This is a genomic window from Okeania sp. SIO2C2, from assembly GCF_010692625.1.
In the GTDB taxonomy this organism is placed as follows: domain Bacteria; phylum Cyanobacteriota; class Cyanobacteriia; order Cyanobacteriales; family Microcoleaceae; genus Okeania; species Okeania hirsuta.
On record NZ_JAAHGM010000074.1, the window covers coordinates 1 to 22,481 of the forward strand.

The 22,481-nt window shown below is 34.5% G+C and carries 18 protein-coding genes; 8 read left to right on the forward strand and 10 right to left on the reverse strand.

The annotated features are described in order from the left end of the window. The first annotated feature begins 465 nt into the window (after positions 1–465). Positions 466–888, forward strand: a complete 423-nt coding sequence (locus tag F6K18_RS31380; RefSeq protein WP_287526788.1) for a hypothetical protein — start codon at positions 466–468, stop codon at positions 886–888. Between the two features lie 176 nt (positions 889–1,064). On the opposite strand, the gene F6K18_RS31385 is transcribed toward F6K18_RS31380, so the two are convergent. Then, positions 1,065–2,855: a WD40 repeat domain-containing protein gene (locus tag F6K18_RS31385; protein ID WP_287526789.1), complete on the reverse strand. Its 1,791-nt coding sequence runs from the start codon at positions 2,853–2,855 to the stop codon at positions 1,065–1,067. A gap of 1,401 nt (positions 2,856–4,256) precedes the next feature. Here F6K18_RS31385 and F6K18_RS31390 point away from each other — a divergent pair. Further along, the gene (locus F6K18_RS31390; protein ID WP_287526791.1) at positions 4,257–4,538 is read left to right on the forward strand and encodes a pentapeptide repeat-containing protein; all 282 of its coding nucleotides are present in this window, start codon (positions 4,257–4,259) and stop codon (positions 4,536–4,538) included. Between the two features lie 28 nt (positions 4,539–4,566). Here F6K18_RS31390 and F6K18_RS31395 read toward each other — a convergent pair whose 3' ends face one another. Continuing rightward, the gene (locus F6K18_RS31395; RefSeq protein ID WP_287526792.1) at positions 4,567–5,208 is read right to left on the reverse strand and encodes a transporter substrate-binding domain-containing protein; all 642 of its coding nucleotides are present in this window, start codon (positions 5,206–5,208) and stop codon (positions 4,567–4,569) included. A 1,179-nt stretch (positions 5,209–6,387) separates the two neighbouring features. Continuing rightward, positions 6,388–6,654, reverse strand: a complete 267-nt coding sequence (locus tag F6K18_RS31400; RefSeq protein ID WP_287526793.1) for a hypothetical protein — start codon at positions 6,652–6,654, stop codon at positions 6,388–6,390. On the opposite strand from F6K18_RS31400, the gene F6K18_RS31405 reads away from it, so the two are divergent. Beyond that, on the forward strand, positions 6,648–6,803 hold the full coding sequence (locus F6K18_RS31405) for a hypothetical protein (protein ID WP_287526794.1): 156 nt from the start codon (positions 6,648–6,650) through the stop codon (positions 6,801–6,803). The two genes, F6K18_RS31400 and F6K18_RS31405, sit on opposite strands and share 7 nt — an antisense overlap. 1,106 nt (positions 6,804–7,909) lie before the next feature. Here the strand turns inward: F6K18_RS31405 and F6K18_RS31410 are convergent. Further along, complete coding sequence (locus F6K18_RS31410) at positions 7,910–8,659, reverse strand: ComF family protein (RefSeq protein ID WP_287526797.1); 750 nt, start codon at positions 8,657–8,659, stop codon at positions 7,910–7,912. 350 nt (positions 8,660–9,009) lie between these two features. Here F6K18_RS31410 and F6K18_RS31415 point away from each other — a divergent pair, with 350 nt between their 5' ends. The 3 genes from F6K18_RS31415 (at position 9,010) to F6K18_RS31425 (ending at position 14,759) form a co-directional block, all read left to right on the forward strand. Next, the gene (locus tag F6K18_RS31415; protein WP_287526798.1) at positions 9,010–11,487 is read left to right on the forward strand and encodes a putative PEP-binding protein; all 2,478 of its coding nucleotides are present in this window, start codon (positions 9,010–9,012) and stop codon (positions 11,485–11,487) included. Between the two features lie 721 nt (positions 11,488–12,208). Then, the gene (locus F6K18_RS31420; protein WP_287526800.1) at positions 12,209–14,167 is read left to right on the forward strand and encodes an NHLP bacteriocin system secretion protein; all 1,959 of its coding nucleotides are present in this window, start codon (positions 12,209–12,211) and stop codon (positions 14,165–14,167) included. 226 nt (positions 14,168–14,393) lie between these two features. After that, on the forward strand, positions 14,394–14,759 hold the full coding sequence (locus F6K18_RS31425; protein ID WP_287526803.1) for a four helix bundle protein: 366 nt from the start codon (positions 14,394–14,396) through the stop codon (positions 14,757–14,759). A gap of 118 nt (positions 14,760–14,877) precedes the next feature. On the opposite strand, the gene F6K18_RS31430 is transcribed toward F6K18_RS31425, so the two are convergent. Then, positions 14,878–15,492 carry a hypothetical protein gene (locus tag F6K18_RS31430; RefSeq protein ID WP_287526805.1) on the reverse strand — a complete coding sequence of 205 codons (615 nt, stop codon included), beginning with the start codon at positions 15,490–15,492 and terminating at the stop codon, positions 14,878–14,880. Between the two features lie 228 nt (positions 15,493–15,720). Here F6K18_RS31430 and F6K18_RS31435 point away from each other — a divergent pair, with 228 nt between their 5' ends. Next, positions 15,721–15,894: a type II toxin-antitoxin system Phd/YefM family antitoxin gene (locus F6K18_RS31435; RefSeq protein ID WP_287526806.1), complete on the forward strand. Its 174-nt coding sequence runs from the start codon at positions 15,721–15,723 to the stop codon at positions 15,892–15,894. 5 nt (positions 15,895–15,899) lie between these two features. Here F6K18_RS31435 and F6K18_RS31440 read toward each other — a convergent pair whose 3' ends face one another. From F6K18_RS31440 to F6K18_RS31455, 4 genes are all read right to left on the reverse strand, one after another. Beyond that, positions 15,900–16,145, reverse strand: a complete 246-nt coding sequence (locus F6K18_RS31440; RefSeq protein WP_287526808.1) for a DUF2442 domain-containing protein — start codon at positions 16,143–16,145, stop codon at positions 15,900–15,902. Positions 16,146–16,768: 623 nt separating this feature from the next. Next, the gene (locus F6K18_RS31445; RefSeq protein WP_287526810.1) at positions 16,769–17,275 is read right to left on the reverse strand and encodes a DNA-binding protein; all 507 of its coding nucleotides are present in this window, start codon (positions 17,273–17,275) and stop codon (positions 16,769–16,771) included. Between the two features lie 577 nt (positions 17,276–17,852). Further along, positions 17,853–18,212 carry a hypothetical protein gene (locus tag F6K18_RS31450; RefSeq protein ID WP_287526812.1) on the reverse strand — a complete coding sequence of 120 codons (360 nt, stop codon included), beginning with the start codon at positions 18,210–18,212 and terminating at the stop codon, positions 17,853–17,855. Then, positions 18,157–18,540, reverse strand: a complete 384-nt coding sequence (locus F6K18_RS31455; RefSeq protein ID WP_287526814.1) for a hypothetical protein — start codon at positions 18,538–18,540, stop codon at positions 18,157–18,159. Before F6K18_RS31455 ends, F6K18_RS31450 begins: the two co-directional genes overlap by 56 nt. Positions 18,541–18,748: 208 nt before the next feature. On the opposite strand from F6K18_RS31455, the gene F6K18_RS31460 reads away from it, so the two are divergent. Continuing rightward, positions 18,749–18,886, forward strand: coding sequence for a hypothetical protein (locus F6K18_RS31460; protein ID WP_287526815.1), 138 nt, complete (start codon positions 18,749–18,751; stop codon positions 18,884–18,886). A 493-nt stretch (positions 18,887–19,379) separates the two neighbouring features. Here F6K18_RS31460 and F6K18_RS31465 read toward each other — a convergent pair whose 3' ends face one another. Continuing rightward, positions 19,380–22,445 (reverse strand): NHLP family bacteriocin export ABC transporter peptidase/permease/ATPase subunit, encoded by a 3,066-nt coding sequence (locus tag F6K18_RS31465; protein ID WP_287526817.1) that lies wholly within the window; start codon positions 22,443–22,445, stop codon positions 19,380–19,382. Positions 22,446–22,481 lie beyond the last annotated feature (36 nt).

Genomic DNA, 22,481 nt, shown 5'->3' on the forward strand with positions numbered 1-22,481 from the left:
ACGAGCAAGGTTTAAGTATAAATACATACTACATTAACTATTGACTATAATTCTTAATATTAGAATCTGTGTTCCACCATCTTCGTGGAAAAAGGTACTGTAGTATGTTTGTCGTGCGGAATGTGGGTTACAAATTACAGGAGGTGTCCAATAGCTAAAAGTCTTATATGATTCCTACGGAATGCTTGCGCAAACAGATTTTTATTCCCCCTATTGCCTTCCGGAGCTGTTGCCTGTTGCCTGCGCGCAGCGCTATAGTGCTCAAAAAGACTTGCTCACTGCTGCTGAGTATAAATTCAACTATAACTGTGCCAAAATATGAGGTTATATCATGTCCGGTTGAATACTGATAAATAAACGACGGAGGAGTCAGGAGGACCGAGTCAGGAGGGAAGAAAGAAGAAGCAAGAAGTAATAAGAAAAAAGAAAGATGTTTATGAAACTTTTGAGGGGCAATTTTTATGCTTGGGAGCTGTTCCTGCTACAACAAGTGCAAAGGAAGAAAGTAAAATAATTTCTGAGGTGGAAAATATTGGTGATGGAGCTGTTAAATTTAATCATCTTTTTAATCAATTAATTAACAAATGGCAACAAAAATTTGATGAAATAACTAAAAAACATCAAAAAGTAGTAGTTTGGGGTGCTGGTTCAAAAGGTGTAACTTTTTTAACTTTATTTAAAAAATATAATGATATTGAATATGTTGTAGACCTAAATTCTCGCAAACAAGGAATGTATATTGGTGGAGCTGGTCAAAAGATTGTTTCTCCAGAATTTTTAAAAGATTATCAACCAGAAATAATTATTATTATGAATCCTATATACGAGCAAGAAATTAGACAGCTTACTTATCATTTAGGTTTAAAGTCAGAATTTATTTTAGTTTAGATTAAAATTGGGCATTGCATCATCATAGGATGATTTTGATATGTGTCAAAAAATTTGTTTTGATCTATCAACATTTTCAGATACGTGCAAATGTGATTATCATCCCGCAATTATGCAACGTCTCTTCTCCCCTCTCTCCTAGATAACCAAACGCCTTCTTCCTTCTGCTATATCTTCTAAATTTGCCATAATCTCACTGTTCCATCCTCACTCCCAGTCGCAATCAATTTACTGTCTGGACTAAAAGCAATATCATTCACAGTATCTGTATGTCCAGCCAATACCTTAATTTCTGTAGCTGATTTTGTATCCCATAACTTGACAATACCATCCCTATCTCCAGCAGCTAAAAACCTACTATCAGGACTAATTGCAACACTCTCTACTGAGTTGTCATATCCTTCTAAAACTGTAACTTTATCCTGAGATACCATATTCCATAAATGCACTTGCTCACAACTACTAAAGCTTAGAAACTGACCATCGTTACTGAACGCAACATTACCTATGCAATTAACGCGACTCTCCAAAATCTTGATTTCTGTCTCAGAAGCAATATCCCATAACCTCACAGTACCATCATCGCTACCAGAGACCATAAACTTACCGTCAGAACTAAAAACAACACTTTGAATATAGTCTGTATGTCCCAAAAAACTTTTGACTACTTGCTTTGATGCAATTTCCCATAAACTTAGATGATGTTCTGAATTGACAAACACTACTAATTTTAGGTCTGGACTGATAGCAATAATTTTCGGGCAACTATTTCGTGGTATCTGAATATAGGTTTCTGATTGATTTCCCCACAAGCAAATCTGATTAAAGTTGCCATCAGAAATCAGACTACTGCCAAATACAAAACAATAATCATCCGAATTAGATGCAACTGTTTGTACCCACTCCATATCTGAGACTATTGTTTTGACCTTTTCTCCAGACAGGATATTCCATAATTGGACTTGATTACGACTGACAACTGCCAGAAATTTTCCATCAGAAGTCAAAGCAACTTTTTTGATTAAAAAATTTGTTTGGGTTTCCAGAACTGTCATCGTTTTTCCCGATGGAATTTCTGAAATATCTACTAGGTCATAACTGCCAGCAGCAAATAATGCATTATTAGGACTAAAGGCAATACTACCAATGTAATTAGGATGACCGGGTAATGTGACTATGTTTCTTTGCGATGCCAACTCCCAGATTTGATTATCAGCAGCTAGGAGGCGACTGTCAGAACTAATAGCAGCATTGTTATGCCATGAGTCGAGAAATTTTGACTCGGTTCCTGCTACCATATCCCATATTTGTAAATCATTACTCCCGCAAACTATTAATTTGCCGTCTGGACTTGAAAAGACAAAATTAGAGGGAAAGTCTGTTTCCCCTGCCATGATTTTTACTTGAGTTGCGGATGCTATTTCCCAGACTATAACATCACCTATATCTATAAATGTAGCTGCTAGAAATTTACCATCGGCAGCGATCGCGATACTCACTACTTCTAATTCTTCTTCAGGATAAGATAATTCCATCGTTGGAGTTTCTGTTGTCGATGCTAAATTCCAAAATCTGACAGTACCTTTATTATCTCCACAGGCAAGAAACTGACCTTGAGAACTAATGGCAATACAAGTTATTGTTATATCATCATCAGTTTGTATTTGCAGTTCTCGTAAAAGTTGCCTTTGCCGTAAATCCCAAATATAAATTTTTTGACCCCAACCTAATGCTAGTGTTGTACCATCGTGACTTATTGTGCCACATTTTGCCGGGGAGTCGATATCCCACAGTCGTTGCCAATTATTGATATCGTATAAGCTTGTACCACCACTGGCGCAGATTATTAATAAATCGTTATTCAGGAATTTGATTTTGTATATATGTCCCAAGGCTATTCGTTGAGTAATTCCTGCTTCTTTTAAGCTAGGTAAAACTACTTGCAATTGATTGGAGTGAGTGTACATTTTCAGCAGCTAAATATAGGGGGATATAAGAGAAATATTATCTCAATTTTCAATTTAGCAAAGTTTTGGGCCACTCAATAGTTTTATAGGGCAAGGTAACAGGCAATAGGCAACAGGCAACAGGCAGCAGGCAACAGGCAACCCACCCCTCGCCCCTCCCCCTCCCAGGAGGGGAATAAATTGCTTATAATATAAGACTTTTAGCTATTTGGCCCCTCCTGCAATTTGTAAATATACCAGCGCTCATTGCTATATTAGTATTTTGAGCCTACAACAGCCAAAAACCTTGCACTTTTTCAGCTTAGTTTTTGGTTTGAGACATACTCAGAATATAGAGCAATATTTTTGTTGATTCCAACTTCGGTCTTTCCTGGTCTGTAAAACTATAACGTCTTAGTTTTTGGTTTGAGACATACTCAGAATATAGGGCAATATTTTTGTTGATTCGGTCTTTCAGTCTTTCGGTAGTGGGAAAAACTACAACGTCTTAGTTTTTGGTTTGAGACATACTCAGAATATAGGGCAATATTTTTGTTGATTCGGTCTTTCAGTCTTTCGGTAGTGGGAAAAACTACAACGTCTTAGTTTTTGGTTTGAGACATACTCAGAATATAGGGCAATATTTTTGTTGATTCGGTCTTTCAGTCTTTCGGTAGTGGGAAAAACTACAACGTCTTAGTTTTTGGTTTGAGACATACTCAGAATATAGAGCAATATTTTTGTTGATTCGGTCTTTCGGTCTTTCGGTAGTGGGAAAAACTACAACGTCTTAGTTTTTGGTTTGAGACATACTCAGAATATAGAGCAATATTTTTGTTGATTCGGTCTTTCGGTCTTTCGGTAGTGGGAAAAACTACAACGTCTTAGTTTTTGGTTTGAGACATACTCAGAATATAGAGCAATATTTTGGTTGATTCGGTCTTTCGGTCTTTCGGTAGTGGAAAAACTATAACGTCTTAGTTTTTGGTTTGAGACAAACTCAGAATATAAGGCAATATTTTGGTTGATTCGGTCTTTCGGTCTTTCGGTAGTGGAAAAACTATAACGTCTTAGTTTTTGGTTTGAGACAGACTCAGAATATAGGGCAATATTTTTGTTGATTCTAAGTTCAATCTTTCCTGGTACGAAAACTACAACGTCTTAGTTTTCCTTTCAGACAAACTCAGAATATAGCGATCGCCCGACTCTATTTTAATTGGCTTTCCATTATAACTACAACGTCTTAGTTTTTAGATTTTAGAGAAAGTCAGAAGGTGCTGAGTCCTAACTTTGAACTTCTCAACTAGAAAGGCCAGCACAAAACCTAGAATATCTCCCACAATATAATAGGTTAGACTAGGAAAAAATTTTGGCGCATCTACCCACTTGCCACTAAATTCCTAATCTTAGGGAGATATCAATATGAAGGCCCGTGAAATATTGCAGCAATATAAAGAAGGTAGACGAGATTTTCCAGGAGTTAATCTTCGGGGTCTGTCTTTTAAAGGGAAAAAAGGAGAAAAAAGGAAAGATTTGTCTGGAGCAAATTTTAGTGGGGCAGATATTCGAGGTACTAATTTTCGAGAGGCAATTCTGCAAGGTACTAATTTTCAGGGTGCTAAGGGGGGGTTGCAAAAACGTTGGGTAGTGGTTTTGCTCATTTTTTTAGTTTTTATGCGACGTTTTATGAAAAAATTAGGCTGAATTTTACTACTCATTTACTTTTTATGATTCACACAATTTGATTCACCCCTGTATTACCTTCAAAATAAATGGCTTCAGTTTCAGGATATTGTGTTTGAATAAATTTTTCTGTAGTGGTATTTTTCAAGACACCTGTTTGAACTCCTGCTAAATTACTGTTAGGATTTATTTCTGTATCTTTAGCAACTAAAAAATTAGTTCCTGTGACAAAGAAAGGATTAGAAAAAGCCACATTTCTCACATCATCTCTAATAGTATTTGGACCGCATTCTAAATGTACATTACCATTCTGAACTAACTGAAAACGATTTTCTAGATTCGATGGAATTTTTATTACTTTAACTCCAGTAGAAATTTTCAATTCTTGAGCAATTTTTTGAGCAAAAACATCAATTATATCTTCACAATAACCAGCCCATTCTCCGGTATTATTTACATAACCAAAAGGAGTAGCGTCTCTTCTCATTGCTACTTTCATTACTCCAGTTCTTTGAATTTCTTCTAAGATACTTTCTTGTCTTTTAGGAACTTGAGCAGTAACAGTCGGAGCGGCTCTGATAAGAGCAGGTTTCCTCGCTATATCTAATCGACCAAGAGAAAAGAAAATTCCGCATTTTCTTGCCTCCTTATTGCAGAGGTACTGATAACTGAAATGACCTTTAGTGAACAATTTAAGCTCATTGTCTTATTCTTCAATTCTTTGTTTAAAAATGTAGTAGAAGTTAAGCAAATGCTTGCTTCATTCATTCATTAAAAAGCTAAGAGCTGATCGCTAATAGCCATTTGCGCAGCATTCCGCAGGAAATGCTTACATATTGATCAATACCTCTGTCAGTTTAAGAAGATAATAACTGTTTTATTGTAATAGAGAATTTTGGCACAGTTATTGGTATTATTAAAATTTTATAATTTGGTAAAAATGAGGAAAATCCTACAAAATTAACAGATTTTCCCTGGTTATACTATTGTGAAAAATCAGGACAGCAACAAAGTCTTTGTGGGAGAAGCAAATCGACATTCAAATTCACAAATTTTCATCGGATTGGTACTATAACAAAAGGTAGAGGAGTAATTATTAGAGGCACAAATTGTTATAGTTTACACTGACTGAATAATTAAGATTTAAAGCATCTTCTTTAAAATCATAAATAAATCAAAAAAATCCTTTTCGTCAGTCCTATTCGTTTTGAGGAGAGGTAATAGATATCTCCAGAAAAGAGGGAGTAGGGAGTAGGGAGCAGGGAGAAATAATTTCTGAATAAGAGTGGGATATAAGTCGTGAAAAAAATTATCGCTCCCCCTAACTTTTACCATTACTATGCACCACCACATTTTTAGGAATTTGTATAAGACTATCCCCATTTACTTTTTCTTTATTTCCTAGATAATTAAACGCCTTATTCCTTCTTCAATAATTATTAATCTTTGCATGAGAAACCTATTATATTAGACTCGATAACAGGAAATAAAATTGGAAAATGTTGATGTCCTATTCTTCTACATATCAAAAGTGATTCAAATCACTTTAAATATTAATTCTAATTTTTTGATTTAGATAATTGTTTTTAGATAAATTGCTATAAGATTGTGTCTTTGCGTAAATCTTGACTATAAACAATCCTATTTAAATTATAATATTTTGATGGCAGTTAGGAGTCAGGTAGGGGAATCTTCGGATTGACAACCTAGAGAGTTTTAAAAGTTTTCAGTTCAAATTAACTATTATAAAAATTTTCACAACCAATTTAGGATTCCTATATTTATATCAAGAATATTTATCTAAATATTTACTACAGCAGATAACAACGGTGCGACCTCCCTAAAAGGTTCGTTAGTTACCTATTTATTGTCAAAAATTTTTCTCTAAAAAACACTCATATCCTTTCTTGAATTTTTGCTTTACATCATCCTCTACAATAGTGCCATGAGCCATAATAACCCTTCTAAAATCCCATTGCAAAATCTTCTGAACTGATTGTCTAACTTTTTCTTTTTCTTTAGTACCCAACCTTTCTAAAAATGATGGTTTAAGTTGTTTATATCCTCCCATAATTTTAAATACTAACTTTGTTGTAAATGGAAAGCTTTCATCAAAGTTAAATACAATATATGTCACAATCAATCTTTGACTTTCACGGTGAAAAAAAACATACTCATGTAAAGGCGATACTCCATTCAGAAGAAAAGTATTCAGTCCTGCAAATAAGAAATATTCGAGCTTACTACCAAAATATTATTCATCATCATCTAATATTTTATCGATAGAAATATCCGGTCTTTTGTTCTTCAAACCTGAAACAGCATAAATTTGTGCTTGAGGATAAATATTTTTCAAGTTAGATAAAAATAGATGGTGAAAAAGATTTGGAGCAGTAATATGCTTGACATTTCCAATCTCTCTAAATTGCTCAATGATTTTATTGTCAATTTTAATTGGAGAAATGACGAACTAGCTGTCATTTTTTAAACTAATTACAGTCATTCTTGTACCAACATCTAACCCCAAAAATCTTAAAGGTTGCTCGGCAACCCAAATATTCCGGTCTACTTTTCTGAGCATAGCTAATTATGAAAAAGGGAATAGGGAATAGGGAATAGGGAGTAGGGAATAGGGGAACAGAATAAAAACAACTTTACCTCAGTAACTTGAGAAACACTATATCTACCAATATCACTAAAATATTTTCTAAAGGTAGAGAAGACCAGAATGGATAACAAAAATCTATTTAATATACAGCAAATTTTAGGTAAATTAACTACAAAGATTTAAGACTTTTTTACCTCAGTAACTTGAGAAACACTATATCTACCAATATTACTAAAATATTTTCTAAAGGTAGAGAAGGCCAGAATGGAGAACAAAAATCTATTTAATATACAACAAATTTTAGGTAAATGAACTACAAAGATTTAAGACTTTACCATTAAGAACGAGGTTTAATATTATGTCCATTTAATTAGTGAGAAAAAACTTTCTTCTCCTCTTCCTTCTTCTTCCCTCCTAACTCCTCCTTAGTAAATATAAACATAATATTTCCAACCTAACTTAACTCAAACCACTCCCTATATTTAACCTCATTCCTGATTTTGGGGACTAGGTTTTTTCACCACTTTCTGACTTTTTATAGCACTACGCAAATAGGGTGCAGACATTTATAAATGCTCAAAGTTAGTCAGGGATAACTTCTAGCTTCTGACTTTTGACTTGCGCGTAGCGCTATAACCGTGGTTTCTGATACCAATTCACTTAAAAAATGTCACCAATAGTTGGTAACTGATGAAGTCAAATGAAGTCAAATAATAAGCTGAAATTACTGTAGAGTAAAAGTTTTAAGTACCTAAAATATCACTTCTGACTTTTAACTTCTGACTTATGATTTTTGAATTTTGACTTTTGACTTTAGTGAAACGATATGAGGACTTGGTTTTCTCGTAGTCGCGATCGCTAAAACTCCTACAACTTTAATACCTGCTTTCTGCAAAACCTTAATTGCAGAATTCACCGTTGCACCTGTTGTATAAATATCATCTACTAACAACACTAAACTACGGGGACGACTCCTGCGGAAATCTTTCCCTACAGTAAAAGCATCCTTAACCGTTTTCAACCTCTCTCCCCTGGACAAACCAAATAATGCTTGGGTCTGCTTCACTCTTTCCAGGCCATTTCGCCGTAACTGCAAACCAGTCAATTCACAAAAGCTTTTTGCCAATAATTCCGCTTGATTAAAACCTCGCTCTTTCAGCTTCTTTTTGTGCATCGGAATGGGTACAACTACTATTTTGTCAAGAGTTGTTGTCCGTACTTGCTTTTTGGAAACTGGAGAATTTAACCACCCATCCGCTAACCAATATCCCAAAGGTCTTGCTATCTGTGGGTTATCCTGATACTTCATCGCAGCGATCGCTCGTTTGAGACTATCTTTATACTCGCCCCAGATAAATACTGGAATTTTTCCGGGAAATGTTTGTCCTCCATGAGGAAATTGACATTGCCAAACTTGTCTTTCGCAATATTTACAGAACTCTCTGTCTGCTGGTCTCTGACAAAGAGGACAGTTATACTTAAGAAATATATTCAGAAATGGTTTAAGTATTTTTTTCCAGAGAAATTTAATCATTGTGAAAACCTTTAAAAAGTCTAAAATATTAAATATAGCAATATAATTTTAGTTGTGAGATATTGTAGACTTTTGTTTTAGGGAATAGGGAATAGGAAATATGGCAGAAATGAAGACATAAAGAATAACTATATTCTATGCTTTAAAGGAACACCTCAATTATCACATCTGATTCCTGATTGCTATAGTTTCTTATGTTTATCTGTTAATAATTTACTATTACTCTGATACAAAATTATTTACTGATAGAATTAAATGATTTGGTAAAAAGATGTTGGATACTGAGCAACTAGGTAAATCTAGAGACTACTATTACTTTTAACATTTGATGTCAGCAAATCAATAGTTTTGTGCATAAGTTTTACTGGCTAGATAAAATTAAATCCTCAGACGGGAAAACAGTGGGAGAAAGAGCTTTTTATTTAGCTCATCTCATGGAGCAAGGTTATCCAATTGTTTCTGGTTTTGTCATTCCGGCAAATAGTTTTTGGCAATTTTTACAATGTATTGATTGGTCTGACCCATTATTAGTTGACTTCCCCAATTATGCCTTGCATTTTAATGTCAATAACTATCATCAATTACAACAAATTTCTCAATCAATTAACTACAATATTGCATCTACTGATTTACCATCAGACTTATTTTTATCTCTAGAGTCTGCGATTAAAAATCTCAATGCCGAAGTATTAATTTTTCAGCTTGTCTTAGCGTCTCCTCACCTAAAAACTGTAGGCATATTAGAACCAATAATTTGTCAAGCTATACCGGAAGAATTTGTCCCAGGAATTAAACAAGCTTGGGCAGAAATATTTAATGCTAAAAGTTTATTATATTGGCATAATCAACAAGTTGAAATTCCACAACTTCAACCAGTAGTTATAGTACAACCCGTACAGTCAGCGATCGCTTCGGGAAATATTCAAGTTTTTACTAATAGTTGGGAAATTCAAGCAACTCATGGTTTAGGAGTATCTATTGAACTTGGGCAAATTATCCCTGATTCTTATATCATTTCTGCTGAAAATTGCAGCGTAGAAAACAAGAAGTTAGGTAATAAAATTATCGCTTATAACCTTGATGCAAGAACTATTAAAGTTAGCGATACAGATACATGGCAAGGAAATTATCGTACTCAGATTCCTGTTCCCAAAACTTTAGCAGCACTGCAAATTTTTTTATTGCCAGAAAAACTACAAAAAGAATTCGTTTTAGAGGAAAAGCAATTACAATCATTAATTAGATTAACTCAGAATATAGCCAATAATATCGATACTAATTTTGGAGTAAAATGGAGTTTTTTCCAAAGGTCTAATGATGCAAAAGTTGAACTATTAATTACAGATTTTGAAAGATTTCCACAAGACGAGCAAAATTTGGCAAAATTGCCAAAATCAGCAAAAGAAGAACAATCAATATCTATTTATAATACTGAAAATCCCATAGTCAAAGGCATAGTAGCATCATCAGGAAAAGTAACAGCTAAAGCTATAGTTATTAAAAATATTCCTCCAGAAGTAGAAGAATTTCCTGACAGAGCAATTTTAGTCGTGCCTGTAATTATTCCGAGTTATTTACCATTACTGAAAAAAGTTTCTGGAATTATTTCTGAACAGGGCGGTATCACAAGTCATGCTGCAATTTTAGCGAGAGAAATTGGGATTCCTGCTATTGTAGGAGCGACTAATTCTACCAATATAATTAAAACAGGTGACCATTTATTAATTGATGGTAATAATGGGGCAATATATCTGGCAAAAGAAGATAATTATGACCCTCATAAACTTGAGATACCAGTAGTAGAAAATTCTCATAAAAATCAAAATTTACCGCCAATAGGAACTAAATTGTTCGTTAATCTCAGTCAAATTAATTCAATTAAAAAAGTTCCAGATTCGCTGATAGATGGAGTAGGATTATTACGGTCGGAGTTAATGGCTATTGAACTGTTAGAAAATCATCATCCTTTATGGTGGATACAACAAGGCCGTCAATCAGAATTAGTCGGTCTAATGGTGAATAAACTTAGTCAATTTGCTGCAGCTTTTACTCCAAAACCAGTCTTTTATCGTTCTCTTGATTTAGCATTATTTAACTCTAGCGATGGGGAAAAGGTATTTACTAAAATTCCAGAAGAATTTATAACTAATTCTTCTGGAAATCAATATAACGAGACCGAAGCAAATTTTCATAATTATTGGATTAATTATTCTAATTCTATACTAGGACGACATGGTACATTTAGTTATATGCTAGAACCAAATTTACTAGATTTAGAAATAGATATTTTATCTCAAGTATATGAATTGGGTTATACTAACGTTCATTTAATCTTACCATTTGTACGTTCTGTAGAAGAATTTCAATTTTGTCAGAGTCGCATTCAAACTAAATGGAAAAATCAATCCAATCATTTCCAAATTTGGATTATGGCAGAAGTACCATCAGTTTTATTCTTGCTATCTGAATATGTTAAAGCTGGCGTTCGGGGTATTGCTATTGGCACTAATGATTTAACTCAATTATTGTTAGGTTTAGACCGAGAAGAAGAACAAATGGCAAGTGCTTTTGATACTCGTCAACCAGCAGTAATGAGAGCCATTCAACAATTAATTTCTCAGGCAAAAAATTCTGGTATTCCTTGTTCTATTTGTGGTGATGCTCCTGCTTTATATCCAGAAATAATAGATAATTTAATCAGGTGGGGTATTACTTCCATTTCTGTTAATGTTGATGCTGTAGATAAAACTTATAATTCAATCGCTCGTGCGGAACAACGTTTGATTTTAGAAGCAGCTCAAATTAAGAATTTAGGTGATAGGTTTTAGGTGGTTTGTAAGCATTCAGCTGTCAGCCATCAGCTATCAGCTATTGGTTTTAGTTTACGATCAAAGCTTTATTAATTGTCTTACTACAAAAATTGGTTCCCTTGACCTTAAAGTCAGTTGTTAATTTCAACACTATTCTTAAAGAGAAAGTCTTGTTGCTGTTTGCTCCGCATTCCGCAGGAAAAGCTGACTGCTAATAGCTGAATGCTTACGGTGGTTTTATAGAATCCCTAAGCGCATCTCTAAAAATTTAGGCGTACGCTATTATTACCTAACTTATATCTTTTATCTTTTCCTCAAAAGACATTTCCAATTCCTCAAAAATCAAATCAATTATTGTAGAGCGTGTCATCAATTCTTCAAAGGCAAAATATATCTTGGTTTAATGTCTATAATCGTTACAAACATTACTGAACCATTATTATTACTTAATAACTGAAGCCTTGATGAAGTATAGTATTATTTTTGGGAATTGGTATTATATAAAATCTAGTGTAAAGTTATACCTGTTGGGTTGCTAGATACGCTTAACCCAACCTACTAAACTGATACCAATTCACTTTAAAGATGTCACAATTATACTTCTGTGAAAGAATAAGCTGAAATTAGTGTATAACCATTACTTTAAGTTTATAGACTTTCACTTCTGACTTCTGATTTTTGACTTCTAACTTCCGTGAAACGGTATGACTATTCCCTACTCCCTTAACTAATAACTGAAATGACTGACTCCCCAAAACGCCATATCTTTTCTCAAGAGTCACGGGAACAGATATCTTCCCCAGAAGAATTTGACCAATTAATACAAGTAGTTACTGTCAAAGACTGGCTATCTTTTGCTATATTCGGCGGTCTAGTATTAGTTGGTATCTCATGGAGTATTTTTGGCAAAATACCTATTACTGTAACTGGGAAAGGAGCATTAATTCGACCCCGACAAGTAGTAGAATTTCAATCAGCAATTCAAGGTAATTTAGAATCTCTGAAAATTAGAGATGGAGACTGTGTAAAAAAAGATGATGTACTGGCAACTATCGATCCATCTCAGCTCAAAAAACAGTTAGAGTTACAACAGCAAAAGCTAATTCTTCTCCAAACTCAAGCGGTAGATACTCAACAGTTAGAAAGTCAACGGACTCAATTAGAAATAGATGGTATAACAAGCAAAGCTGAAAGTTTAAGACAACGTTTACAAGATACTCAAAATCTTACTCCTACTCTACAAAATAATACTTTAAAAGCACTGGGTGAACAACGTCAGACTTTGGAGCAACGTTTACAGGATATGCAAGCTTTTACTCCTACATTAAAAGAGGAAAAATTACAGGAAATTAACCAACAACGAACAAGTTTAGAAAAACGTTTGCGAGATGCTCAAAAATTAACTCCTGAGTTGAGGGATAAAAAATTACAAGTTATCGCTGAACAAAAAGTTACTCTTCAGCAAAGGTTAGAAAATGCTAAAAATTTAACTCCTGTTTTGCGGGAGAAAAATGAATTGGCATTGCAACAACAACGAGAAAGTTTACAGCAACGTTTGAAAGATGCTCAAGAGTTAGTTCCTGTTTTTCAAAAGAGACTAACAGAGCGCCAAGAATTATTTGATGAGGGTGCTATTGCTCAAGATAATTTATTACAAACAGAACAAGATTTTCGGCAAAATTTACAGTCTATTGCTCAATTTGAAACTGAATTAAAACAAGTAGAAGTACAGGAAGCAGAAACTACTGAAAAATATTTACAAAATTTCAGTAATATTAGCGAAATTGAGGATAAAATTAAGGATTTAGAGTTGGAAGAAGTAGAAACTAACCAGAGATATTTGGATAATATTAATACTATTAGAGAAATTGAAACTGAACTACAGGCGTTAGATTCACAAACGACTGAAAATTCTAAACAATTTCTGGATAATCTGAATCAAATTAATGAGATAAAGGTGCAGTTGCAGCAAATTAAATTGCAAGAAACGGAAGCTATGGAAAAGTATTTGGAAAATCAGAATACCATTGCGCAATTAAAGGTAGATTTACGGGATTTAGATACCCAGAGAAAACGTTTGGAACAAGAAAATTTAGAAGCAGCTAATAGTCGGAAAAATCAAATAGCAGAAGTTAACCGAGAAATTGCTCAACTAGAAAAACAGGTGGCTGATAATAGTAAAATTCTGAGTCCGATAGATGGATGTATTTTGGAAATTAAAAGCACTGTCGGACAATATGTAAATCCTGGTACTGCTCTGGGTAAAATTAATGTTCAAGGAAAGTCTACATCTGAATTAGTAGCGGTTAGTTATTTCCCTGTTAAAGATGGCAAACGGATTAAGTCTGATATGGAAATTCATATTACTCCCGATACTGTAAAACGGGAAAGATTTGGCGGAATTATTGGGAATATTACTTCTATTTCTAATTTTCCTGTGACTAAAGAAGGTGCAAGTTTTGTGGTAGGAAATCCAGAAATTGTAGAGAATGTTATTGGGGAAAGTGGGGGGCAAATTGAAGCTTATGTTCAACTTAAACAAGATGATAATACCTTTAGTGGTTATCAATGGTCTTCAAGTAAAGGACCTCAACAAAAATTAACTGCGGGTACTACTATAACAGCACGAGTAAGAGTCGAAGAAAGAGCGCCTATTACATTTGTTTTGCCAATTTTAAGGGAGTGGACTGGGATTTAGAAGTCAGAAGTTTGAAGTCAGAAGTCAAAAGCCATGTCAAGTCAAAATTCAAAAGTCAAAATTCAAAAGTAAGAATTATTAAGTCAAAATTCAAAAGTCATGTCAAGTCAAAATTCAAAAGTAAGAATTTTCAAGTTAAAAGTTAAAAAGCATTTCAATTCAAAAGTCAACAGTAAGAATTATTTAAGCTAAAAGTTAAAATTATCAAGTTAAAAGTCAAACTCAAATGAAAAATTATATACCTATTACAGAGAGAGCTTTTGAATTTGCAGTTAGAATTACCAAACTTTGTAATCTTTTAGACCAGCAACCAGGAACACCCAGATTACTAGCTAATCAATTATTTAAGTCTGGGACATCAATTGGAGCTAATCTAGAAGAATCACAGTCAGCTCAGAGTACTAAAGATTTTATTAGTAAGCAAGAAATATCTCTCAAAGAAGCAAGGGAAACCAGATATTGGTTAAGATTACTTATTCAAACTGATATGATAGAATCTGAAAGAATAGCCAAGCTTTTAGACGAATGCGAACAACTCATTAAAATTCTAGCTCAATCAATAGTCACTAGCAAAAAAAAGCTGAACAATTAACTTATTACTTTTAACTTAAAAATTCTTACTTTTGAATTTACATGACTTTTAACTTAAAAATTCTTACTTTTGACTTTTGACTTTTGACTTTTGAATTGAATATTTTTGACTTTTGACTTTATTGATGGCCGAGATATTCCTGAAACGGATGAGATAAAATAGCCAAAAGTTTGTCGGTGTCTCTGATATAGTATTCACGCAGATCGATACAGAGGAGATTACCTTCTAAGATTAGAAATTGCCAGATTATCCCTGTTGTTACAGCTCCATAAATGGGCAAATTGATATTTTCTCTCAAGTTAAATTTTTGAGCAGCAATCATTTCAGCCATGCACTGGGGTAAACCTCCTTTAATATTTTCATTCTTGGCTTCAACTAATGTCAACACTGGACGGCATATTTCATAAATTTCTCTTGAAGCTGTTAAAATAAAGTCACAATAACCGTTTAATCCTAACTCAGAATCGATATTGAATTCTGAACCAGAAAAAAAACCTACCTCATTTTTATAGATATGTCGAATTTCCAATAGGGTAGGGGCAATTAACAGTTCAGAACGGGCTTTTTCTGTATTGATAGCACTTGCCAGGGGAATATTTCGTTCTAAGATTTGTTGCAGAAATTCGCTTACTTTTACAGGAGCAATGTTAGCAAATAAATTTTTTGATTCGTCTACTGTCAAGTCAAAGCGATCGCTCACTTCAGCTATGGTTTTAAATTCACTGTAGGACATGGACTTTGGCTCCTTGTTATGTTAGAATTAAGCTATTCCTAATAAATAGCTTAATTCATCTTCCATTCTGATAATTGCTAAAATAAGGATTTTTCCTGGCTCAAGTTCATTGCCTTTGACTTTTGACTTCTGACTTAACATGGCTTTTGACTTAAAATTTATGACTTTTGACTTTTAACTTGAAATTCTTATTTTTGACTTTTGACTTTTGACTTTTGAATTGAAAATATGGCTGCTGAAGGAAAGGAAATTATTATTACTAAAAATCACCAACCAATGGTAAAATTAATATCTGCTCAAACCCAAACTAAAAGACCTCCTTTATTTGGTAGCGATCGCGATCGTATTTCTATTAGTGATGATTTTGATGAGCCTTTGCTAGACTTCAAAGAATATATGTAATGCAACTATTGTTCTGTACCATTAATCCAGATTTCATACTCACTTATGTCAATTTCATCATTCCAAGTAATTCCACTTCCTGATGGATCAATTTGAAAATTTTTGAAGAAAGCAAAGTTTTTTAGTGGAAAGAACATTGCTTTATCTAGTAATTTTTGAATATTATACTTTCTTGTCTGGTGATTAGAGAAATGTACTAATAAGGTGTAGTTATCGACTACTTGAGCTGATTTTATTTTAGGATAGAGCATAAATTTTATTTGATAATTTTATAAAATGGTGGTAATTTTCTAAATTCTTGGGTATTCCACACTTGTCATAATTCTGTTTGATACATTTATGCCCATTCTACTACCATTTTTGTGGCTCTATTTGGCAAATCTCCTTTCAAGTCAAAATTCAAAAATGGTGCGTTAGTGGAACGAAGTGGAGCGTAACGCACCCTACTAGACTGACACAGCTAAAACTGTGCATTAGTTTTTAACTTGAAAATTCTTACTTTTGACTTTTGACTTTTGACTTTTGAATTAAATCTAATGCACCATTTAAGGTGTGTCAGTCCACTACTGGAATGCTTCGTTATAAAACTCAAAATCCTGATTATTACTTAGGAGCAGTAAGGGGTTTTTTATAACAAGTCGAGTAATAAGTACCTATGCAAAATTAATTACCTATTCTGTCATAAAATTACGCAACTATATTTGACATTTTAAGTAGCCTGAAGTCAAATGATAGAGGCATCTTATCAATTTTTGGAGATGTCTAATTACTTGCATAACAATCTACAATGCCAGCCTCAAAGTGAAACAAGCCGACACCACTATCTAATATATTTATTTTAAATATTAGTTAAATTTAAAAATCAGATTCTAAATTAACTAGCATCTTGGGGTTCATTTTCGTCTAGTTCCCTATCTCGGAAATATTTGCGAATAATTTCAACTTCAGGCTCTGTCTCAATCCACAGGCGGGCACCACCTGCTTGACTCTTGTTAGGTTTATGAGGTCGGTAGACAATTTTGCAATTTCCCAGAATTTCTACTTCGTGGCAGTGATGGTTTTTACCTCCTTGTTTGACAGAAATTGCTGGAAGAGATGTACCGTTGTCTCGGTTATAGTCAATTTCTTTTCGTAGCACATGGATAAAAGTATTGCCTGTACGGAATCCTTTATTCCAAGTTCCTTGAGGACCTCGACGACCTGGAGTAATTTCTGGCATTCCTCGACGATTTAAAGGAATTACCCAAAACCTTTTGACTTTTTTGGCTCCTTTGAGACGACCTTGCCTGAGAAGTAACCTGAGTCTAGCAGTAGAAATATTTAGAAGAAAAGCTGCTTCTGTTGTACCAACTTTATCTGGTTCAGTATTTGTATCTTTCATAAACTGTTTCGGAACATATATATAAGGGATAAACTGGGTAAGTATTTACCATCAAACCACAAAGGATTTAATTTGGCAAGAATTTTTGATTTTCCAGTATTGACTTTAATAGTAATCTCAGTAGGAGATTTTACGATTACCCAAAATCTTAACTAAATCTGGTTTAGTAGTTATACCTTCCATAAACTGTTTCGGAGCAAATTTCAGAGATGAAAATTTCACTCTTATATATAGATAGTCGAAAATTTCGAGGGAGACTTTTCCAGAATATCTGCTCTTTTTAGAGGAAAGTAGAGATTTTTTGAAGTGGAGCGATCGCCTCTTGCCTACCCCCCAACTTTTTGCCAGTTTTCTGAGCAAATGAAAATTTCACTCTTATATATAGATAGTCGAAAATTTCGAGGGAGACTTTTCCAGAATATCTGCTCTTTTTAGAGGAAAGTAGAGATTTTTTGAAGTGGAGTGATCGCCTCTTGCCTACCCCCCAACTTTTTGCCAGTTTTCTGAGCAAATGAAAATTCCACTCTTATATATAGATAGTGAAAAATTTGCCAGATACTTTTCCAGAATATTTAGTCTATCTAGAGATAACTAGAGATTTTTTGAAGTGGAGCGATCGCCTCAACCATCCTCTCAACTTTTTGCCAGTTTTCTTAAAAGATGAAAATTTTCCTTCTATATATAGATAGTCGAAAATTTCGAGGGAGACTTTTCCAGAATATCTGCTCTTTCTAGAGATAAGTAGATATTTTTTGAAGTGGAGCGATCGCCTCAACCATCCTCTCAACTTTTTGCCAGTTTTCTTAAAAGATGAAAATTTTCCTTCTATATATAGATAGTCGAAAATTTCGAGGGAGACTTTTCCAGAATATCTGCTCTTTCTAGAGATAAGTAGATATTTTTTGAAGTGGAGCGATCGCCTCAACCATCCTCTCAACTTTTTGCCAGTTTTTGTTAGAGATGAAAATTTTCCTTCTATATATAGATAGTCGAAAATTTCGAGGGAGACTTTTCCAGAAAATATCTGCTCTTGAGCGAGGTAAGTAGATATTTTCTCTTTGTGGAGCGATCGCTCTTTTTGTCAAAACATTTTTCAGTCTTTCGAGATTGGATGTTTGAGCAACTTCTATTTTTTCTGAGGAAATGAAAATTTCTATATATAGATAGTCGAAAATTTCGAGGGAGACTTTTCCAGAATATCTGCTCTTTCTAGAGATAAGTAGATATTTTTTGAAGTGGAGCGATCGCCTCAACCATCCTCTCAACTTTTTGCCAGTTTTCTGAGGAAATTAAAATTTCACTTCTATATATAGATAGTCAAAAATTTGCCAGATACTTTTCCAGATATTTGCTCTTTCTAGAGACAAGTAGATATTTTTTGAAGAGGAGCGATCACCTCAACCAGACCCTCAACTTTTTGCCGTTTTTCCTAAGAGATGAAAATTTTCCTTCTATATATAGATAGTCGAAAATTTGCCAGAGACTTTTCCAGAATATCTGCTCAATCAAGAGGTAAGTAAAGATTTTTTGAAGTGGAGCGATCGCTCTTTTTGTCAAGACGTTTTTCTGTCTTTCAAGGTTGACGCGCCACTACTGCCTTGTCAAGACTAAAATACACCGAGTCGTAATGTGGTACGAATAATCTGCTTTGAATTCTCTTTTTGGTCTGCCCATGTCTCCTTAGTTAACAGTTATCAAATCTAAAGTTGGTCACTAGGAAAAGTTTACACATCCGGCACTGAAAAGCGTGCCACGAGGTATCGGTAAAGAAACCCGAAGTCGTGACTATCTATTGGACGATATGTCTAGGAGCGATCGCTCCTAGACTGACTGCCTATTTCTATTTTTAGCGATCGCGCTTTGTTGGCAATAGTCACTTTGGGCTGACGTACAATATGCCCCATTTTAGCTGTTTCAGTCCACTACGTCGGGCTAAACCCGCTTTCGGGGAAAAGAAGTCCCCCGTGTCAGATAACAGATTTTCGACGATAACGTGCCAAGGGTAGCTAGCCTGTCGTAGCTAGCCCGAATAGCCGAAGCAGCAGGAGGAAAGAAAGGATTTTTGACATTTTTTGTCTGGGTGTGATAAGCTTGCTTGCTTGGACTATTCAAGGGATGGGCCCCCGCCGCCACGACGCGACGCGAACGCGGGGGACTTCCCGCAGCGGCGGCGCTGGGAGTCGCAGTGAGGTGAGCAAGCAAAGCAAGGAGGGAGGGGGCCCGAGAGCAGCGCCAAGCGACTGCGACTCTCCCCGGTTAGCGGATCAATAAATTCATCTTTTTGACTTGTACTGGAGTCATACTTTTGACTTTTCAATTGATTAATTATTACTTTTGACTTTTGACTTTTGACTTTTGAATTGAAATCCTTTTGACTTTTGACTTTTGAATTGAAATCCTTTTGACTTTTGAATTTTGACTTTTGAATTATAAAAAGGTGGTTTAACCATTTTTCTACTAGAGGAATAGACAAACTCTTCAAATCTTCAGTTAAATCTATATTAGTAAGATTAATCTGGACTAATTCAGCTTTATCCAAAGCAATTCCTAATAATTTGCCTTGAGTCTGAGCATCGCAATTAAAAATTAACTCTCCCGGTTTAACTGTAAATAAATAATGACGATTTCCGATTAATTCTCCCGCTGATTCCAGAGAATAAAATATTTCCACTTCCCCAGATTTTACTAACCAGATAATTTGTGGAGATTCAAAAATTAGAGGTTGATTACCTTCCAGGAAATAATGTTCTCCTTTATTTTCTAAATTACTCAATATGACTTTTAAATTTTGACTTGTAATAAATTCATACTTTTGACTTTTGAATTGATTAATTCTTACTTTTGACTTTTGACTTTTGACTTTTGAATTGAAATCCTGTTGACTCCTGACTCCTGACTCAACTTCTAATAATTCACGATAATAAACACCCTCATTCCAAAGTTGTTGATGAGTACCTCTTTCTAATACTTTTCCTTCTTTTAAAACCAGAATTTCATCACAATCTCGAATCGTACTTAAACGGTGTGCGACAACAATACAAGCACAACCTCGACGACGTAAATTACGATCGATAATTCTTTCAGTTTCCGCATCTAAACTACTCGTTGCTTCATCCAAAATTAAAATTCTAGGATTATTTACCAACGCCCTCGAAATTTCCAAACGTTGTCTTTGACCCCCCGATAAATTCACCCCACCTTCCAGCAAATTAGCATCATAACCACCAGTTAAAGTCATAATAAATTCGTGAATATTTGCATCCTTACAAGCTTGAACTAAAGCAGAATTACTAATAGTTGGATTCCATAAAGTTAAATTTTCTCGAATCGTTCCTTCAAATAAAAATATATCTTGCGCCACCATTGCCACAGACTTTGTTAAGACCGACCGAGGAATTTTTTGACGACTCACATCATCAAATAAAACTTCTCCGAATTTCGGTTCATATAAACCACAAACCAAATTAGCAATAGTTGACTTTCCAGACCCACTTTTTCCCACCAAAGCAACTCTTGAACCAGGCTTAATCAACAAATTAAAATTTTCGATTAATGGAGGTTTCAAAGGATTATAACCAAAAGTAATATCTCTGAGTTCAACCTTACCTTTTAATAGGGAATATGGAATTGAAAATATAGCATCTTGCTCCGCACCAGCATCTTGCTCCGTATCAGCATCTTGCTCCGTATCAGCATCTTGCTCCGCATCATAATTAACCGCATCAGGAATTGATTTTTCCAGCTTATTTCCTTCTTCAAAAATAGAACTTTCTACAGCTTCAGTAATTTCAATATCTTCATCAATAGGATGATCTAAAACATCATCAAGACGTTCCAAACTTGCTTTCAACTCTTGTAAACTACTGCCAAAATTGATTAATTTGCCCAGAGGATTTAAAAAACCAGAAGCTACAGTTTGAAATGCCACTAACATTCCAATACTCATTTCCCCTGCCATTACCGTTAACCCCCCCAAAACCAAAATTATTGTAGAAGAAAGACTGCTTAAAAATGTTGGTAAAAGAGTTAAAGCTTTAGTTTGAATATTTAACTTTTGTTCCTCATTCATCACCTGAGAATATATTCCCAAAATCCGCGCAAAGACATAAGATTCTAAACCACCCGCCTTCAGACTTTCAATTGCTCCTAAACTACCCAAAAGATAACCAGATAACTTTCCTTTTTTTTCGCTCAAATTCAAACTTGCTTCAATCCGAAATTTTCGGAGCCAATATAACGCTACTACATTAATCAAACCAAAAACTATAGTAATTCCCGCTAAAACTCCATTATAAAAACTCATTAAAACCGCATAAAAAACCAACATTATCGCATCAATTAAAGTATTTGCCACCCGACTCAATAATTGCACAGTTTGGTCATTCAAGGCAGCACGAGAACTAATATCTCCAGCAAATCTTTGAGCATAAAATTTCATAGGCAACCGCAAAAGATGCCACATAAACTGACTATTCATCGTAATAGAAAGTTTAATAATTAGCTTCCGCAAGAAAATATATTGCATCCTAGCAACAGTAAATTGTAGAATCGTTGTTACTGCCATTCCTACAAGTAAAGGGCGGAGCAAATCTTGCAAACCCTCCACTAAAATTTGGTCAACAAAAACCAAACTAAAAGCCGGAATAATTAAGCGAATTAAACTAAGGAAAAAACCAGCAATAAAAGTAAAAACCAGAGCATTTTTCGAGTTTTGTAAACGAACAGCTAAATAAGCAATAAAATTTCTTTTTTTTCCTCCTTTAACAAACTCTTCCCCCGGTTCCATCCGCAAAACAATACCACTGTAAGAATTCGCAAATTCTTCCTTACTAACCTTGCGCCTACCCAATGCCGGATCATTTAGATAAGCAAATTTTTTATCAAAACCTTCTACTACCAAAAAATGATTAAATTTCCAAAAAATAATCACAGGTAAATCAGTATTTTCTAAGAATTCAACGGTACTTTTTCCACCCTTAGCTGTTAAACCATATTCCCTTGCCGTTCTCACAATTTGCCCTGCATTAGTACCATCTCGACTCACACCACATTTACCGCGCAACTCCATTAAAGGAACTTCACGTCCATAATATTTAAGAATAATACCCAAAGATGCAGCACCACATTCAGTAGCTTCCCTTTGTAAAAAAGGCTTCGTTTTTACTCTCATCTCAATTCATTCGTTTTTACTCTCATCTCAATGTTG

Bases quoted from the DNA above. Each gene is read 5' to 3' on its own strand.
- F6K18_RS31385 (WP_287526789.1), bottom strand. From the start codon at position 2,855: ATGTACACTCACTCCAATCAATTGCAAGTAGTTTTACCTAGCTTAAAA.
- F6K18_RS31390 (WP_287526791.1), top strand. From the start codon at position 4,257: ATGAAGGCCCGTGAAATATTGCAGCAATATAAAGAAGGTAGACGAGAT.
- F6K18_RS31405 (WP_287526794.1), top strand. From the start codon at position 6,648: ATGTCACAATCAATCTTTGACTTTCACGGTGAAAAAAAACATACTCAT.
- F6K18_RS31410 (WP_287526797.1), bottom strand. From the start codon at position 8,659: ATGATTAAATTTCTCTGGAAAAAAATACTTAAACCATTTCTGAATATA.
- F6K18_RS31420 (WP_287526800.1), top strand. From the start codon at position 12,209: ATGACTGACTCCCCAAAACGCCATATCTTTTCTCAAGAGTCACGGGAA.
- F6K18_RS31425 (WP_287526803.1), top strand. From the start codon at position 14,394: ATGAAAAATTATATACCTATTACAGAGAGAGCTTTTGAATTTGCAGTT.
- F6K18_RS31430 (WP_287526805.1), bottom strand. From the start codon at position 15,492: ATGTCCTACAGTGAATTTAAAACCATAGCTGAAGTGAGCGATCGCTTT.
- F6K18_RS31435 (WP_287526806.1), top strand. From the start codon at position 15,721: ATGGCTGCTGAAGGAAAGGAAATTATTATTACTAAAAATCACCAACCA.
- F6K18_RS31440 (WP_287526808.1), bottom strand. From the start codon at position 16,145: ATGCTCTATCCTAAAATAAAATCAGCTCAAGTAGTCGATAACTACACC.
- F6K18_RS31445 (WP_287526810.1), bottom strand. From the start codon at position 17,275: ATGAAAGATACAAATACTGAACCAGATAAAGTTGGTACAACAGAAGCA.
- F6K18_RS31465 (WP_287526817.1), bottom strand. From the start codon at position 22,445: ATGAGAGTAAAAACGAAGCCTTTTTTACAAAGGGAAGCTACTGAATGT.